The sequence below is a fragment of the Candidatus Rokuibacteriota bacterium genome (assembly GCA_030647435.1).
Taxonomy (GTDB): domain Bacteria; phylum Methylomirabilota; class Methylomirabilia; order Rokubacteriales; family CSP1-6; genus AR37.
Genome location: JAUSJX010000028.1, coordinates 1 through 17015 on the forward strand (window position 1 = coordinate 1; position 17015 = coordinate 17015).

Sequence of the window (17015 nt, forward strand, 5' to 3'; positions counted from 1 at the left end):
GGTTCTTTCACGCAGCGGAGGAGGGCGGGGGTGGGGGGTGCCCTCCCGGGACCCGTATCTTCTGCGCGCTGCCGAAGCAGAAGAGCGAAATCTCGTGGCTCCATGCGAGAGGGCACAACGGGATGCGAGTCAGCGTGGTCCCGGGAGGGCACCCCCCACCCCCGCCCTCCTCCGCTGCGTGAAAGAACCTCAGATTCGGGGCACTGATGTGCTGTGCCGACGATTGTCCACTCGCGGGAGCCGGGTGGGGCAGGGGGCCCTCCCTGTGGACCCGTATCTTCTGCGCGCTGCCGAAGGCGAAGACCCGAGTCTCGTGGCCCCTTACGAGAGGAAACAGCGGTATGCGAGTCAGCGTGGTCCGCGGGGAGGGCCCCCTGCCCCACCCGGCGTATCGTCCTAGCTGACGCCGAGCTCGGCCGCGACGCGCTCGATCTGGTTCCAGGTCTCGTCCTCGACGAGGACGCCGTCGCGGCGCCGCTCGGCCTCGAGCCGCGCCTCAGGCTCACCCGGGATCAGGATCTCCTTTGAGCCCTGCGCGAGCGGCGCCGACTTGACGAAATCGAACAATCCGGCAACCTGCTTGTGGAACTCGGGCAGCGGCACGAAGCGCTCCACGTCGAGGCAGATCATGAGCGTGCCGTTGGCGAAGAGGCCGGGGCCCGGGCCCGCGGGCCCCGTGCCCGAGAGGATGCCGCCCAGGATCTCAACGGCGAGCGAGAGCCCGTAGCCCTTGTGCTCGCCCGCCGTGAGCAGCGAGCCCACCGGATCGCCGTAGAAGATCTCGGGATCGGTTGCGGAGCGTCCCTCGGCGTCGATGAACCAGCCCGGCGGGGCCTGCTGCTTGCGGTTTTTCTTCACGCGCATCTTGCCCTCGGCGACCACGCTCGTGGCGAAGTCCAGCACCATGGCGGGCCCGCCCGCGCCCGGGATGCCGATGGCGTGCGGGTTGGTGCCGAGCCGCCGCGCAGCGCCGCCCCACGGCGCCACGTTGAGCCCGTGGACGGCATTGACCCAGAGCATGCCGACCAGTCCCTGCGCGGCGGCCATCTCGGCGTAGTCCGCCAGGCGCCCGACATGGGTCGTGCGCGAGAGCCCGACGGCGGCGAGTCCGGCGGCCTTGGCCTTCGCGATGCAGAGCTCCATCCCGCGCCGCGCGACGACCTGGCCGAAACCGCGGCCGCCATCGAGACGGGCGGTCACCGGCGTCTCGGCGACGACGGTCACCGGCGACGTCGGATCGATCCCGCCCGTCTTCACGGCCTGGGCGTACTGCGGGATGCGGATGACGCCGTGGGAGTCGTGACCACGTAGGTTGGCGAGGACGAGAAGGTGAGCGATCCACGCGGCGTCCCCGGGGGGCGCGCCGAGTCCTTCGAAGATGCGGGTCGCGGTGCTCTCGAGCCGGGTCGCATCGATGGTGGGCATGTCCGAAACAATACCGCACGATGCGGGTCGCGCGCTAGGCCGTCGGCCGGATCCGGCGTAGCCCGAACCCCAACGAGTTCATGCGCCGCGACCAAGTCTAACTCCCTGGCCGCATTGGGGCTTTCCTTGTCGGTAGCGCTGTCCGCAGGATGACATGACGCCCTGCGTTGCCTCGGGGCATAAACCTTGCCCCAAGGCTCAAACTCTCGTAACCTGATCGGACGGAGTATCCATTAATATTCGGGAGCTCCGAGAGCAGAGACCATTTGGGAGCTGCGCGCATGAACAGCCGCCGTGACCTCACCCAGCTGCCCGCCCAAGCGGTGAAAACTCCGCGAGGGATGCGGCCTGCGCGCAGCCGCGCCCAGGAGCGCTTCCCCTGGGGCTACCTTGCGGCCTTCCTCTTCGGCACCGCGCTCATCTCGACGTTCATCTGGTACCAGATCGAAAACGAGCGGCAGACCGTGCTCGCCAACTGGCAGGCGCGCGTCACGAACATCGCCGAGGGGCGCGCGCGCCTCGTCTCGGACTGGTTCTTCGCGCGCCATGCCGACGCCGACGTGCTCGCCTCGTCGCCCGCCGTGCGCGCGCTCATGCTCGATGGCGGCCGTGGGGGCGACGTCCGCAGCCAGATCGTGCCGCAGCTCGACCGCGTCGCCGCGGCGTACGGCTACGCCGGCATCACGCTCATGGACGTCCAGGGGCGTGTCCTCGCCCGCTCGACGGGCGCCGCCGAGCTCGGCCGCGAAAGCAGCGAGTCCGCCGTCCTCGCGGCCCGGACCCGCACGATGCGCGTCGACCTCTCCGACGAGCCCACGCGCAAGCTCCTGCTCATGAGCGTGCCGGTCTTCGCCGAAGGCGGGTCAGACGCTTCGCGGCCCGTCATGGGCGTGGTCGCGCTCGCGATGCAGCCCGAGGCGCGGCTCTTCCCGCTCCTGAACGACGAGACCGTGCCGACCAAGACCGGCGAGACCCTGCTCTTCCGGGCGGACGGGCCCAAGCCCACCTACATCTCCCCGCTCAAGGGCGATTCGGCGGGCTGGTCCGCCGTGGACCGCTCGCTGGAGACGCTCGTACCGCTGGCCAAGCGAGCGGCCGAGGGTCGCAATACTTTCGGCGAGATGTTCGACTACCGCGCGGCGCCCGTCTTCGCGGCCACCCACTGGATCGCGCCTGCCGGCTGGGGCCTCGTGCTCAAGGTGGACCGCGAGGAAGCGCTGGCCGACTTCTACCAAGCGGGCAAGCTGGCGGGCTTCGGCGCGGCATTCCTCACGTTGGCGCTCGGGGGCCTGCTGCTGAGCTTGTGGCGCCAGGGCCAGCGCGCGTCGCTCCTGCGCGACCAGATGAAGCAGGAGCGCGCCATCTTCAACCTGAAGGGCTACGCGGAGAAGATCGTCGCCTCGGTGCCCTCGGGGCTTTTGCTCCTCTCGGCCGACCTGCGGGTGCTCTCGGCAAACCGCTCCTTCCTCGAGTCCTTCTTCCTGCGCCGCGACGAAGTCATGGGGCGCGGCCTCGAGGACCTCGTTCGCGCCGAGGGCCTCGTGCGCCGGGCGCGCGAGGTGATGCAGTCGGGCACGGCGCAGCCCGATCTCCCGTTCGAGTTCCATCTCCTCCACCGTGAGGAGACCCGCCGCGTCCGGGTCACGATCACGAGCATCCGCATCGAAGAGCAGGAGGAGGCGCGCCTGCTGCTCATCGTCGAGGACCTCTCCGAGGAGGAGCGCCTGCAGACGGCGCGCAAGGAATCCGAGCAGCGCTTCCAGGACCTCGTGCAGGGTCTCGACGCCATCGTGTGGGAGGCGGATGCGGCCACGCTCCGCTTCTCGTTCGTGAGCCAGCGCGCCCAGACGGTCTTCGGCTTCCCGCCCGACCGCTGGCTCGACGAGCCGGACTTCTTCAGCAAGCGCATCCACCCGGAGGACCGGGTCAAGGTCATGGCCAAGTGCCGCGCCGCGCTGGCCCGCGGCGAGGACCACGAGCTCGAGTACCGCGCGCTGACGGCCACGGGCGAGATCGTCTGGCTGCGCGACATCGTCCACGTCGTGCCCGACATGCCGGGGAACGCGGGGCAGCTCCGGGGCCTTACGGTCGACCTGACGGATCTCAAGCGCGCCGACGAGGCCCTGCGGACGAGTGAGGACCAGCTGCGGCAGGCCCAGAAGATGGACGCGGTCGGCAAGCTCGCGGGCGGCATCGCGCACGACTTCAACAACCTGCTGATGGTCATCCGCGGCGACGGCGACCTGATCCTGCGGCGCCTGCCGCCGAACCACCCGCTGCGCAAGAACGCGGAAGGCATCCGCGAGGCCGCCGACCAGGCCGCGACGCTCACGCGCCAGCTGCTCGCCTTCAGCCGCAAGCAGGTGCTGGCGCCCAAGGTGCTCGACCTGAACGGTATCGTGGCGGGCATGCAGACCATGCTCCAGCGGCTGATCGGCGAGACCATCAACCTGGTGACGGTGCCCGAGGCCGCACTCGGGCGCGTCAAGGCCGACCCGGGCCAGATCGAGCAGGTCATCATGAACCTGGCGGTCAATGCCCGCGACGCCATGCAGGACGGCGGGCGGCTGATGATCCGCACCGCCAACGTCCGCACCGGTGAGGCGCCGCCGCTCCCGGGCGCCGCGAGCCCGCCGGCGGGGCCGCACGTGCTCCTCGAGGTCAGCGACAGCGGCACCGGCATGGACGCCAGTACCCAGGCGCACCTCTTCGAGCCGTTCTTCACGACGAAGGAGCCCGGCAAGGGCACGGGCCTCGGGCTCTCCACGGTGTACGGCATCGTGGAGCAGAGCGGCGGCTCGGTCACGGTCGAGACCGAGGTGGGACGCGGCACGACGTTCCGAATCTACCTGCCGCAGGTCGAGGCGTCGGCGCCCGCCGCGCCACCTACAGTCCGTCCCGCCCCGGCCGCCGCACCGCCCGCGCGAGTCCAGCCCGAGCCAGTCCGGGCCGCGGCGGCGCCCCTCGAGCCCGCCATCGTGTCCGAGGTGGTGCCTCAGCGCGCCGAGACCATCCTCCTCGTCGAGGACGCGCTCCGCGTCCGCGCGGTGGTCCGCGAGATCCTCGAGATGAACGGCTACAACGTCCTCGAGGCGCGCCACGGCGTCGAGGCCCTCGAGATCAGCGAGCGCCACCGGGGCCCCATCCACCTCATGGTCACCGACGTCGTGATGCCGCAGATGAGCGGCCGCGAGCTCGCCCAGCGGCTCCAGCCCCTGCGCCCCGAGATGCATGTGCTGTACATGTCCGGCTACACCGACGACGCCATCGTGCGCCACGGCGTGTTGGGCGCGGGCATAGCCTTCCTCTCCAAGCCCTTCACACCGGACGCGCTGGCGCTCAAGGTCCGCGAGGTCCTCGATACGCCGCCGCGGAATATCGATCAGACCGCGCCGCTCGCGAGCCCGCCGGCCAACGGCAACGGCCCCGTCTCCGAGGCTGCCGTCAGCGCGGCCGCCGGGCCGGTGATCCAGCGCGCGGAGGACGTGGGCACCACCCGGCCCTCGCGCGTGTAGCTGCGCTCCCCCTCGACGGCGTCCACCCTCCCATGTCCGGCAGACCCATTCGCGTATTGATCGCAAAGGTCGGGCTCGACGGCCATGACCGCGGCGCCAAGGTCGTGGCGCGCTGCCTGCGGGACGCCGGCATGGAAGTGATCTACACCGGCCTCCACAGGACGCCCGAGGAGGTCGTGGCCGCCGCGGTCCAGGAAGACGTGGACGTCCTCGGCATCAGCCTGCTCTCGGGCGCCCACATGACCCTCGTCCCAAGGATCGTCGAGCTGATGCGCCAGGCCCGAGCCGACGACGTCCGGCTCGTGGTCGGCGGCGTCGTCCCCGACGAGGACGTGCCGGCGCTCCGCGCTATGGGCGTGGCCGACGTCATCCTCCAGGACACGCCGCCCGACGAGGTTGTCGCGCGAGTCCGCGGGCTCGCGGCCTCCCGGCCGGCCGGCTGATCCGCCGGGATCGTCATGCGCGCTCTCGACCTGGAAGCCCTCCGGCACGCGCGCGGCATCGACCTCGCGGTCTGGCCGCCCCGCTACGATTCCGGGTACGCGCCGCGGCCCGACGAGCCGTGCTGGCTTCCCGAGATCGAGTGTGCTCCTGCCGCCGCCCGCGACGAGCTGATCCTCGCCAAGCTCCGCGGGCAGATCGCGTACGCCTGGGAGCGTTGCCCGTTCTATCGGCGCAAGTGGCAGGAGGCCGGCGTGTCGCCCGCGAGCCTCAAGAGTCTCGAGGACTTGAGGCGATTCCCCGTGGTCCAGAAGGCGGAGCTTCGCCTAGCCCAGGCCGCGCACCCGCCCTTCGGCGATTACCTCGGCATCGAGACGGGTGACGTCGCGCGCATTCACGGCACGAGCGGCACCACCGGGCGGCCCACCGTCTTCGGCATCGGCCGGGATGACTGGGCGCGCGTCGGGGAGGCGCATGCCCGCATCCTCTGGGGCGCCGGGATCCGCCAGGACGACCGCGTGCTGATCTGCTCCTTCTTCAGCCTGTACATGGGTTCGTGGGGAGCGCTCGCAGGCGTGGAGCGGCTCGGCGCCACGGCCTTCCCATTCGGTGCCGGCGCGGCGGGGCAGACCCTGGCGGCCGTCGGCTGGGCTCGCGACCTTCGGCCGAGCGCGTTCTACGGCACGCCCTCGTACGCGCTGCACTTCGCCGAGACGGCGCGGCGCGAGGGCATCGACCCCAGGAGTCTCGGCTTCCGCATCCTCTTCTTCTCCGGCGAGCCCGGCGCGGGCATTCCCGCCACGAGGCGGCTCATCGAGGACACCTTCGGCGGCATCTGCGTGGACATGGGCAGCATGGCCGAGATGACACCATGGATGACCAACGGTGAGTGCCGGCACCGTACCGGCATGCACCTCTGGCAGGACGTGGTCTACACAGAGGTCTGCGATCCCGAAACGTACGAGCCGGTTCCCTACGGCGAAGAGGGCACGCCGGTCTACACGCACCTCGAGCGCACGTCGCAGCCCATGATCCGCCTCGTCTCGGGCGACCGCACGCGCTGGACGGATGCGCCATGTCCGTGCGGGCGCACCTACCCGCGCCTCCCGGACGGGCTCTACGGCCGCTTCGACGACATGATCACCGTCCGCGGCGAGAACGTCTACCCGAGCGCCATCGAGGACACGCTCCGCGCCATCGACGGATTCGGGGGCGAGTTCCAGGTGATCGTGTCGCGCCGCGAGGCGATGGACGAGCTTCTCGTGCGGGCCGAAGCCGCGGCCGGCTTCGGCGACGTCGCAAGGCTCGACGCGCTTCGCGCGCTCATGCGCGAGCGCCTGAGGGCGCGCCTCGGCGTCCATCCCGTCGTCGAGCTGGTTCCCCATGGCACCCTGCCCCGGACGGAGTTCAAGGCGCGTCGGGTCGTCGACGACCGCGACCTCTACCGGCACGCGCTCGAGAGGAGGGAGGCCTAGATGTTCGATCGCGACGAGATCGCCCGGGCCGCCGCGCTGCGCGCGGCGTGGGAGGCCGGCGAGCTGCGCGCCTTCCTCGACCGCCAGCCGGAGTCGCGCGCGGAGTACCGGACGCTGTCCGGCCTGCCGCTCAAGCGCGTCTACACGGCCGAGGACGTCAAGGATCTCCGCCAGGAGGACCTCGGGCTGCCGGGGCAGTACCCGTACACGCGCGGGCCGTATCCCACGATGTACCGCGGGCGGCTCTGGACCATGCGGCAGATCGCGGGCTTCGGCACGGGCGAGGACACCAACGGCCGCTTCCGCTACCTCATCGAGCAGGGCCAGACGGGGCTCAGCGTGGACTTCGACATGCCGACCCTCATGGGCTACGACTCCGACGACCCGCGCTCGCTGGGCGAGGTCGGGCGCGAGGGCGTCGCCGTGGACACGCTCGACGACGTCCTAGCCCTCTTCGCGGGCGTGGACCTCGAGAAGATCTCCGTGTCCATGACCATCAACCCGACGGCCTGGATCCTGCTCGCGATGTACGTCGCGCTGGCGCAGAGTCGCGGCTGCGACCTGAATCACCTCTCGGGTACCGTCCAGGCCGACATCCTCAAGGAGTACATCGCCCAGAAAGAGTGGATCTTCCCGATCCGCCCGTCCATGCGCATCATGCGCGACATGATCGTGTGGTCGGCCCGCCACATGGCGCGCTACAACCCGATCAACATCAGCGGCTATCACATCTCCGAGGCGGGGGCGACGTCCGTCCAGGAGGTCGCGTTCACCATGGCCAACGCCATCGCCTACGTCGAAGAGGTGACCCGCGCGGGCGTCGCGGTGGACGAGTTCGCGCCGCGGCTGGCCTTCTACTTCGTGGCGCAGAACGACTTCTTCGAGGAGATCGCGAAATTCCGCGCCGCGCGACGCATCTACGCGCGGATCATGAAAGACCGCTTCGGCGCGCGGAAGCCCGAGTCCATGCGGCTGCGCTTCCACTGCCAGACGGCGGCCGCGACCCTGACCCGGGCCCAGCCGATGAACAACGTCGTCCGCACGGCGCTCCAGGCGCTCTCCGCGGTGCTCGGCGGGGCGCAGTCGCTGCACACCAACGGTCTCGACGAAGCCTACGCCATCCCCTCCGAAGAGGCGATGAAGCTGGCGCTCCGCACCCAGCAGATCATCGCCGAGGAGAGCCGCGTGGCCGTCGTCATCGACCCCCTGGGCGGCTCGTACTATGTCGAGGCGCTGACGAACGAGATCGAGCGCCGCGTCTTCGACATCCTCGCCAAGGTGGACGCGCTCGGCGGCACCATCAAGGCCGTCGAGGAAGGCTACTTCCAGCGTGAGATCGCGGACTCCGCCTACGACACCGCCCGGCGCCGCGCCTCGGGCGACCAGCCCCTGATCGGCGTCAACCGCTTCGTCGAGCCGGCCGCGCCCGTGCCGGTGCCCATCCACAAGGTGGACGCGGCCGTCGAGGCGCGCCAGGTCGCGCGGCTCCAAGAGGTCCGGCGCCGCCGCGACGGCGCCAAGGTCGCGGCGCTGCTCGACAGGCTCGAGGCCGAGGCAAAGAATCCCGGCGCCAACCTGATGCCCGTCACGATCGAGGCCGTGAACGCCCGTGCGACGCTCGGGGAAATCGTGGCCCGCCTGCGGAGCGTCTTCGGCGCCTACGTCGAAAAGCCCGTCTTCTGATGGCGCCGACCCCGTTCAGGATCGCCGTGCCGCAGGCCGTGCTCGACGACCTGCGGGAGCGGCTCGCGCGCACTCGCTGGCCCGACCAGGCGCCGGGCGCTCCGTGGGCCTACGGCGCCGACCTCGCGTACATGAAGGAGCTCTGCGGCTACTGGCGGGAGCGCTACGACTGGAGGAAGCACGAGGCGCTCCTCAACGGATTCCGCCAGTTCACGGCGCCCGTGGCGGGGATCGATCTCCACTTCATCCACGAGGAGGGACGCGGGCACGAGGAGGGACGGGGGCCCGCGCCCCTGCCCCTCTTGCTCTCGCACGGCTGGCCTGGGTCGATCTGGGAGTTCCACAAGATCATCCCGATGCTCACCGACCCGGCGCGCTTCGGCGGTGATGCGCGTGACGCCTTCACCGTGGTCGCGCCGTCACTGCCGGGCTACGGCTTCTCCTTCGCGCCGGGCCAGCCGCGCTTCGGCGTGACGGAGATCGCCGACGCCTTCGCGACTCTGATGACGGATGTCCTCGGCTACCGCCGCTTCGCCGCCCAGGGCGGCGACTGGGGCGGCTTCATCACCTCCCGGCTCGGCGTCGCATATCCGGAGCGGCTGGCCGGCATCCACGTCAACCTCCTGTCGCTGCGCCGCGACCTCCCCCGCCCGAAGGACCCCACGCCGGAGGAGCGCGCATATATCGACGATCTCGGGGCGTGGCTCCGCGAGGAGACGGGCTACCAGTGGATCCAGGGCACGAAGCCCCAGACGCTGGCGTTCGGTCTCACTGACTCGCCAGCTGGCCTGGCCGCCTGGATCGTCGAGAAGTTCAGGGCGTGGAGCGACTGCGGCGGCGACGTCGAGCGCCGGTTTACCAAGGACGAGCTCCTGACCAACATCACGCTCTACTGGGTCACGGGGGCGATCAACTCGTCCTTCTGGCCCTACTACGCCCGCTATCATTCGCCGTCGCCCATCGGCGACGGCCAGCGCGTCGAGGTGCCGACAGCCTACGCCGCCTTTCCGAAGGAGATCGTGCGGCCGCCCCGCTCGTGGGCGGAACGCGTCTACAACATCCGCCGCTGGACCGTCATGCCCGCAGGCGGGCACTTCGCCGCGCTCGAGGAGCCCCGGGCCCTGGTGGACGACCTCCGCGCCTTCTTCCGCGACCTTCGCTGACGGGAGACCGACCGCATGAAGCTCGGATTCTCATTGCCGATGGCGGGGCCGTGGGCCACGCCGGACAACCAGGTGCTGATCGCGCAGCGCGCCGAGGCGCTCGGCTATCACTCGCTCTGGGTCTTCCAGCGCCTCCTCTACGCGATCCGGCCCCAGAACGACTACCCGCCCCTGCCGGGAGAGCCCTGGCCCAAGGCCTTCGAGCTCGTGATGGACCCGCTCGTCTCGCTGGCCTTCGTGGCGGGCGTCACCTCGCGCATCAGGCTCGGCACGAGCGTGCTGATCATGCCGTACTACACGCCCGTGATGCTGGCCAAGCAGCTCGCGACTCTCGACGTGCTCTCGCGGGGGCGGCTCGACGTGGGCCTGGGCATCGGCTGGTCCATGGACGAGTACGAGGCTGTCGGCGTGCCCTACAAGGACCGCGGCCGCCGCGCCGACGAGTTTCTCCGCTGCCTCAAGGCGATCTGGACGCAAGACCCCGTCGAGTTCAGCGGCGAGTTCTACCGGGTGCCGCGCTCGAGAGTGGAGCCCAAGCCCGTCCAGCGCCCGCACCCGCCCATCACCATCGGCGGCTACGGGCCGGCCGTCATCCGGCGCGCCGTCGCCTGCGACGGCTTCAACGGCGGCAACGTGCCGCTCCAGCAGGTGGCGCCGCTCGTAGCCGAGATCAAGGCCGCGGCCGAGAAGGAGGGACGGGACCCGGCGTCGCTCCAGATCGTCTCGCGCGGCAGCTTTCAGCTCCACGCGAGCCCGCAGGGCAAGGAGCGCAGGCCGCTCTGGGGCACGCTCGACGAGATCCGCGAAGACGTGGACCGCTATGCCGAGGCGGGGCTCAGCGAGCTCTTTCTCGAGGCCAACTTCGACCCGCGCGGCGTCACCCTCGAGCGCGCGCTCGAGGTCATGGAGGCGCTCGCGCCCGGCCGCTAGGCGCCCTACTCGCGCTCGGAGGGCGTGGGGGCCGGGCGGCAGAGGACGTTGCCGGGGGGTCGATGATCAGCCCGGTCGCGCCGAGCGGCTGCCTGCAGGCGGGCTCGGCTTGCTGGAGCGCAGCCTGCGGGCAGCGGCGGCGCCACCAGGCACCGGCGGGGCCAGCGGCCAGAGCAGCACACCGTTCCAGAAGATCTGCCCCGGCACCGTCAGCGGGAAGTGCAGCGTCTTGTCCGCATCGACCCCCGCCGGGTTGATCGAGGTGCCGATGGCGGGTCCGGGCGGGTTGAAGATCGAGCCCGCGGCGTTCACGTTGATCAGGCCGCCCACGTCGACGTCGATCGGCGCCGCGAGCGTGCCGATGACGTTGCCTGCGGTCAGCGTGGCCCCGGTCCCCGCCAGGATGTTCAGGGCGGCCGTGTTGCCGTCCAGGATCGAGCCTCCGGTGGAGTTGACCGTGACAGCGCCGCCGGGAGCGGAGAGGAGCCCCAGTGTGATGGCGCCCGGCGCCTGGTAGCTGACGGCGCCCGTGCCCGCGGCGGTCGTGACGGTGCCGTCGGCCATGGTGATGCCGCCCGCGGTCGCCGTGGCCGTCACGCTGCCCGTGCCTCCGGTGCTGACGTTCGCGTTCTGGTGGAGCGGGCCGTCGAGGTCATGGAGGCACTGGCGCCGGCCCGCTCCCGGCCCTGACGCCGGGCCCTCAGCGGAAGAGCGAGCGGAACAGCAGCGACGCGATCCCCGGCTCGCGCGGCAGGGCCACGATCGGGTCGCGGTGGCGGTTGAAGCGCGCCGAGCCCCGGATCACGGCCTGCGCAGGATGCGCCGGAGTCGGGCCTTTACCTGCCGAGGCTTCTCCTACTTGGCCGCCGCCTTCCCCATGATCACCCTCGCAGGATTGAGGTCGGAACTTGTTCATGGGAGAGGTTACTAGCTACAGATCCCTTGTCACCTATTTCGATTGGGCAGACTGGCTAATTGGAGGGCGTGCGGCTCGCATAGCAGCAGAGGAGGAAGAAAAGAATGAGTCCATATCGGAAATCCCGGCTAATTGGGATCCCACCAGAAAAAAATGTGGGTCTTCCGGGAATGGTGTGGCTGTAATCATGCGGTCGCGCGGGCGGTTGCCGGATAGAGGTCGAGCCCGCCGCAGTGGAAGTAGATCGCGTTGCGGAACCGCTCGCGGTTGCGGAAGCCGCACGCACGGGACTTCACCCTCTGGATCCTGGCGTTCATCGACTCGGCGCCGGCATTGGTGATGCGATGCTCGAAGTAGGTCCGGATGTTCGCCCAGTGGCGCTTGATCATCGCCGCCACGCGCCGCATCGGTTCGAGCCGGCTGCGTCGCGCCCAGCGGTACCAGGCGGCGAAGTTGCGATCGGCGGCCCCCGGGTAGCGCATCTCCCACAGCGCCATCGCCGCCTCCTTCAGCGCCCACGCTCGGCCGACGCGGGTCACGATCTCGCGCAGCAGATTGAATGCCCGCGCCTGCGACCAGCTCCGCCCCTCGGGGTTCCTCAGCCAGTCGTACTTCGTCCCCTTGAGGATCGGGTCGCCCTCCGCCATCCGCGCGCGATGCTCCTGCCGTCGCACCTCGTCCACAGCCTTGCCCAGATGCTGTGCGACGTGGAACTTGTCGAACACGATCTTCTCCTCGGCACCCGGCAGGTGGGTCTGCGTCGAGCGGACGTAGGGCTCCCACATGTCCATCGCCACCGCCTCGACGCCCGCGCGCTGCTCGGCGGTCAGGCGCGTCCAGAATTCATCCAGCGCCGCCTGATCGCGATCGTCCGCGACGTGGAGCACGCACCCGCGCTCGAGGTCGCTCACCACCGTCACGTACGTGTGCCACTTCTGGAACGACGTCTCGTCCACCCCCGCGTAGCGTGGCGCCTCGAGCGTGCGCCGGGCGAGTCCGCGCTGCACCGCGCGGCCCATGATCCCGTCCGCCTCGTCCCACGTGATCCGCATCTGCTGCGCCACCGCCTTCACGCTCGCGTGCCTCAGCCAGTCGATCGCCAGCGCTTCGAACAACGCCGTGAACCGCGACCGCGACTCCGCCCACGCCACCCGCAGCTGCTTGATCCCGTGCGTCGGGCAGTGCAGCCGCGGCACCCGCGCGTGCACGAAGGTCTTGAACTGGCAGGTGTCGAGATGCCGCCAGGTGCGCTTCTGATGGTCGTGGATCGGCGCTGCCGCCAGGCACTCCGGGCACACCCAGCGTTCGCCCTTCGGCAGCGCCACCGTCACATGCACCTCGCCCACGTCCTGCTTCATCTCCACCAGTTCCACGCCCCACGGCTCGGTCACTCCGAGCAGGGTGGCATACAGCGTCTGGCTGTCGGTCATCGCGCGTTCCTCCGGGAAGGGGTCCGCGCCCACCCTATCAGCCCGCCGCCGTCAGGCCGCCTCTTTCACCCACACCAAAGCCGGAAGCGCCAAAAATGTTGCTCATGGGGCACTATGGTGGCCGCGCACGAGCCCGGGCTCGCTCCCTATAGCGAAGCCCCAAGATCCCGGCTCGACGCAGCCAGGGCCACGGGCGGGCCTGTCTCGTAAATGGATGAAATGATGGCGGAGTGGATCGAGCGAGGCTCCGAGGCGTGCCCGGTTGGGGTGGCGGCACACGGCTTGCTCTATCAAGGGTTGCGATGGACAACACGGTTGCGGCTCCACCCAGCACCCAACTCGAGCGGCCGCGGCACAGCGGTCTGAGTCGACTTGCCGCAGCCTTCGTCCTGGCGCTCGCGCTGTCGGGGTGCGCGACCCAGGGGGGGTACCTGAGCACGGGGCAGGCCCTCCTTGACGGCGACACGTATAAGGTCGGGCCGATCACCGTGCTGATCCGGCCCCAGCCCGATGTCGAGCTGATCTGCAAGCTCCGGGGTGCCAAGGTCCCGACGACCGTGCGCATTTACGGCTGCTATGTGCCGGCCGACAAGATGATCGTCTCCACCGCTAACCACCACGTCCTGCTCCACGAGTTCAAGCACCACTTCGAGGGCGCCTACCACTAAGGAGCCGTGCGTAATATATTAGTGGTCACGTCAGAACGCCAAGCCGGCGTGGCGCAAGAAGCCCAATGCCAACATCGGCCGACACCGGACACGGGTCAAGCCGGCGCGCAACGGTGGGCGCAAGGCGGCGAGGTCCGGGGCGCAGACGCTCGCCATCTCCTGGCTCTTGACGTTGCCCCACAGCGGTTCGACGGGATTCAAGTCAGGCGCGTAGGCCGGCAGCCGTTCCACCGCGAGCCAGCCGCGCTGGGCGGCCAGGTACGCGCGCATCCGCCGACTCTTGTGCGCCCCCAGGCCGTCCCAGATGAGCATCACGCATTGCCGCCGAAAGTGCCGGCGTAGCGCGCGCAGAAACGTGATGAGGGCCAGGTCCGTGTAGGTACCTGGCCGTGTTTGGAAGAAGAAGCGCGTGCGACGGCCGTCCCAGCGAAATGCGAGGGCCCCGGCAATCGACAGCCGTTTCCAGCTCGCCCCCGTGTGACTCAGGATCGGCGTTTCACCCCAGGGCGCCCAGGTGCGCCGGACCGCGGGCTGTTGGGAGACACCACTCTCGTCCTCGAAGACGAGCCAGGCGCGTCGGCGCCGGGCGTTTTTTTTAGCTGCGCCCAGAGCGCCCCGTCTTCCATCGTTCGATCGCCACCTCGTCGCGCTCGCGCGCGCGGCGCCCCGGCCGTGGCAGCGACCAGTTGAGTTGCTGGAGCAGGCGGCCGACATGACTGGGATGATGCCGCACGCCCGTCAACCGCTGGATCACCGCCGCCACACGCGGCAACGTCCACAGTTCGGTGCTGAACCCGTGCGCCCCTGGGCCCGCCCGCAGGGCACGATCGACCTTCGCCAGTTGCTTCGCGTCGAGCTTGGGCTTCCGTCCCGCGCGGCCCGCTGCCTTGAGGCCGCGCACGCCCTTCGCGCGCCACGTCTGGTGCCAGTGATTCACCGCCGCGGTCGTCACCCCCAACGCGCGCGCGACGGCGCCCTGCGTCTTCCCCTGGGCGAACAGGCGTGCGGCCTGCAACCGCCGCCTTTCCAACGCAGCAAAATCGCGCCGCGACTTGGTGACCATGTTTCACCATGGCATCGTACCTTTGACATATACTAACTTATTCTGCAAGGCTCATTAGTAGGCGCCCAGCCCGCGCCGCGGCCCGCCGCCGCGCGCACGTGCATTCCGTGGTCACGTGCTATCGGTTCAGCGAGCGCCAAGTGTGCCGGGCCTTGGGATGGCCCCGGAGCAGCCATCGGTATCGAAGCCGGGCCCGGGACCGGACACCGGGTGCCGATGTGTGGGGATCTTGACGAGGCCCGTGGAACCCTGGAGGATTGGCGACGCGACTACAACGAAGCGAGGGCACATTCTTCTTTGGCCGATCTGGTACCGTCGGCGTATGTGGCGTCGCTGTTGGGCCGAAGCCCGGACCAGACTTGGGGAGCGGCTCCGACTAGCTCAAACCGAGAGGCCGAGCGGACTCAGAACCGGGGAGCAGCGCCCTGTTGACGGCCTAGGGTGAAGTCTCCACCGGCTCGGAATCGGGCGGGCAGAAGGCCAGGAGTTTGTCGTCGCCGGAGGCCGTGCTGGTCTCACAGGCGGAGAGCATCACGGAGGCGGACGGGGCCAACTTCACGGCGACAGCCCCCGGGCCGGACCCCTGGAGGGTCACGATCAGCCCCTGGATTGGTTCGAGAAGCGCGCCAGGGGGGACGTTCGGGGGCGAGGGTAGCGGATTCAGAAGGACCCCGTTGAAAGAAATCCGGCCGGGCACCGTGAACGGGAAGTGCAGGGTGTTGTCCCCTGTCGTCCCGTTGATGACGATCGACACTCCGGCGACCTGGCCGGTGGCGTTCACGTTGGCCAGGTTGGTCACCTGCACGTCGATGGGCGCGGCCAGCGTGCCGATGATTCCGCCTCCGGCCTGAAGCGTGGCGCCGGCCCCCGTCGCAACGTTGAGCGGGGCGACGTTGCCGTCCAGGATCGAGCCTCCCGTCGAATTCACTCCGGCGGCCCCACCGGCCGACAGCGTGGCCAGGGTGATGGTGCCGGCCGCGGTATAGTTGATATCCCCCGTGCCCGGGGTGGTGCTGGACGTCGTCCCATCAGCCATCGTGATGGGCCCGGTCGTCGCCGTCGCCGTGATCGTCCCCGTGCCCGCGGTGCTCACGTTCGCGTTCTGGACGATGCTCGATCCCGTCAGGTCGATCGCGCCGGTGCCGCTCGCAATGGGCCCGGCAACCGTGAGCGTCCCGCCCGTCGTCAGGCTGATGTTGCCGCTCGTCGTCACCGCCGCCACGGTCACCGCGCTCGAGCTCGACACCGTCAGGGCGCCCAGCGCCTGCGTCCCCCCCACTGCGCCAGGCAAGGTGACGGCGCCGCCCGTCCCTGCCGTCAGCGTCAGCGCGCGACTGTTCGCCGCCGAGTCCGCATCGATCGTGGTGTTTCTGAACGTGATGTTCGCTCCTGCAGGGGACGCTCCGGCATTCGTGGTGTCCAGCGTCACATCGGCGCCCAACACAACGTTGTCCAGCGAGATGAGCTGACCCGCTGTCGTGATCCCCGCGTTCAGGGCTATCTGCTGCCCAACGGATCGGCTGCTATCCAGAAAGATCGAGGCGTTGTCTGTGCCCGTGATCGGCCCGGCCACGACAATCCGCCCCGAGGGAGCCCGGATGGTCGCCGGGTCCTTGAAGGTCACCGCGTCGACCGTGATGACACCGCTTCCGTCGGACCGCCCAATCGTGATGCTGCTGAAGCCGTCCGTCAGGTTGGCGATGTCGCCGCTGTCCAGGCTGAAGGTCCCCGCGCCACCAGCGATGCCGATGTCCTGGCTGGCCGTGACGGGCTGCAACGTCAGGGCGCCGGTGCTGCTCAACGGCGCGTTGATGTTGACATCGGCGGCCGTCAGCGTGATCGCACCGGAGCCGGAGGTGATCGCATTGTTGATCGTGAGAATGCCGTTCACCGCGCCCCTCGCCGTCAGCACCACCGTCCCCGAGCCCGCCGCCGTGATCGTCCCGTTGGTGGTGATCGGGGCATTCGTGGTGGTGAGGTTGATGTTCCGATTGCCCGTCGTCGCCAGCGGACCGTTCGTGGTGATCGCCCCGGCCCCCGAGGTCGTCAGCGTCACCGCCCCGGCGTCCGTCAGCCCGTTGGCGTTCAACACGATGTTCCCCGCGCTCAGGAACGTCAGCGCCGTGCTCTGGTTCACGAGGGCGTCCGTCCCGATCGTGATCCCGCCGGTGTTCGTGGTGCTCCCGACCGTCAGCACCCCGGTCGTCGTCACGTTGCTCAGCTCCGCGTTCGTCAGGCTGAACTGCTTGCTCGCGTCCTCTACCCCGATCGTCGTCGCCAGCAGCCCCGGCCGCAGCGTCACCGCC

13 protein-coding genes are annotated in these 17015 nt (G+C 69.7%); 7 read left to right on the forward strand and 6 right to left on the reverse strand.

What is annotated here, in order from left to right:
* Positions 1-396: 396 nt before the first annotated feature.
* Complete coding sequence (locus Q7W02_04995; GenBank protein ID MDO8475546.1) at positions 397-1425, reverse strand: Ldh family oxidoreductase; 1029 nt, start codon at positions 1423-1425, stop codon at positions 397-399.
* Between the two features lie 281 nt (positions 1426-1706).
* Between Q7W02_04995 and Q7W02_05000 the strand changes: the two genes are divergently transcribed.
* Genes Q7W02_05000 through Q7W02_05025 form a run of 6 tightly spaced genes read left to right on the forward strand, consistent with a single transcriptional unit; the run spans position 1707 to position 10632 of the window.
* Entirely contained in the window at positions 1707-4940 is a 3234-nt protein-coding gene (locus tag Q7W02_05000) for an ATP-binding protein (GenBank protein ID MDO8475547.1), read from the forward strand.
* A gap of 32 nt (positions 4941-4972) precedes the next feature.
* The gene (locus Q7W02_05005) at positions 4973-5383 is read left to right on the forward strand and encodes a cobalamin B12-binding domain-containing protein (GenBank protein MDO8475548.1); all 411 of its coding nucleotides are present in this window, start codon (positions 4973-4975) and stop codon (positions 5381-5383) included.
* Between the two features lie 15 nt (positions 5384-5398).
* Positions 5399-6856 (forward strand): phenylacetate--CoA ligase family protein, encoded by a 1458-nt coding sequence (locus tag Q7W02_05010; GenBank protein ID MDO8475549.1) that lies wholly within the window; start codon positions 5399-5401, stop codon positions 6854-6856.
* The gene (locus tag Q7W02_05015) at positions 6857-8539 is read left to right on the forward strand and encodes a methylmalonyl-CoA mutase family protein (protein ID MDO8475550.1); all 1683 of its coding nucleotides are present in this window, start codon (positions 6857-6859) and stop codon (positions 8537-8539) included.
* A complete protein-coding gene (locus Q7W02_05020; protein ID MDO8475551.1) occupies positions 8539-9702 on the forward strand; it encodes an epoxide hydrolase in 1164 nt (387 codons plus the stop codon). Before Q7W02_05015 ends, Q7W02_05020 begins: the two co-directional genes overlap by 1 nt.
* Before the next feature lie 15 nt (positions 9703-9717).
* Positions 9718-10632, forward strand: a complete 915-nt coding sequence (locus tag Q7W02_05025) for an LLM class F420-dependent oxidoreductase (protein ID MDO8475552.1) — start codon at positions 9718-9720, stop codon at positions 10630-10632.
* A 66-nt stretch (positions 10633-10698) separates the two neighbouring features.
* Here the strand turns inward: Q7W02_05025 and Q7W02_05030 are convergent, their stop codons facing one another.
* Together Q7W02_05030 and Q7W02_05035 are read right to left on the reverse strand one after the other, a co-directional pair.
* Positions 10699-11229 carry a hypothetical protein gene (locus Q7W02_05030; protein MDO8475553.1) on the reverse strand — a complete coding sequence of 177 codons (531 nt, stop codon included), beginning with the start codon at positions 11227-11229 and terminating at the stop codon, positions 10699-10701.
* Positions 11230-11733: 504 nt separating this feature from the next.
* On the reverse strand, positions 11734-12978 hold the full coding sequence (locus tag Q7W02_05035; GenBank protein MDO8475554.1) for an ISL3 family transposase: 1245 nt from the start codon (positions 12976-12978) through the stop codon (positions 11734-11736).
* A 302-nt stretch (positions 12979-13280) separates the two neighbouring features.
* Here Q7W02_05035 and Q7W02_05040 point away from each other — a divergent pair, with 302 nt between their 5' ends.
* Positions 13281-13646, forward strand: coding sequence for a hypothetical protein (locus tag Q7W02_05040; protein ID MDO8475555.1), 366 nt, complete (start codon positions 13281-13283; stop codon positions 13644-13646).
* A 30-nt stretch (positions 13647-13676) separates the two neighbouring features.
* Here the strand turns inward: Q7W02_05040 and Q7W02_05045 are convergent, their stop codons facing one another.
* The 3 genes from Q7W02_05045 to Q7W02_05055 form a co-directional block, all read right to left on the reverse strand.
* On the reverse strand, positions 13677-14360 hold the full coding sequence (locus Q7W02_05045; GenBank protein MDO8475556.1) for a transposase: 684 nt from the start codon (positions 14358-14360) through the stop codon (positions 13677-13679).
* Complete coding sequence (locus tag Q7W02_05050; protein MDO8475557.1) at positions 14242-14709, reverse strand: winged helix-turn-helix domain-containing protein; 468 nt, start codon at positions 14707-14709, stop codon at positions 14242-14244. The genes Q7W02_05045 and Q7W02_05050 overlap by 119 nt, the downstream gene beginning before the upstream one ends.
* 436 nt (positions 14710-15145) lie before the next feature.
* Positions 15146-17015: hypothetical protein (locus Q7W02_05055; GenBank protein MDO8475558.1), on the reverse strand; the 1870-nt coding region annotated here is incomplete at its 5' end.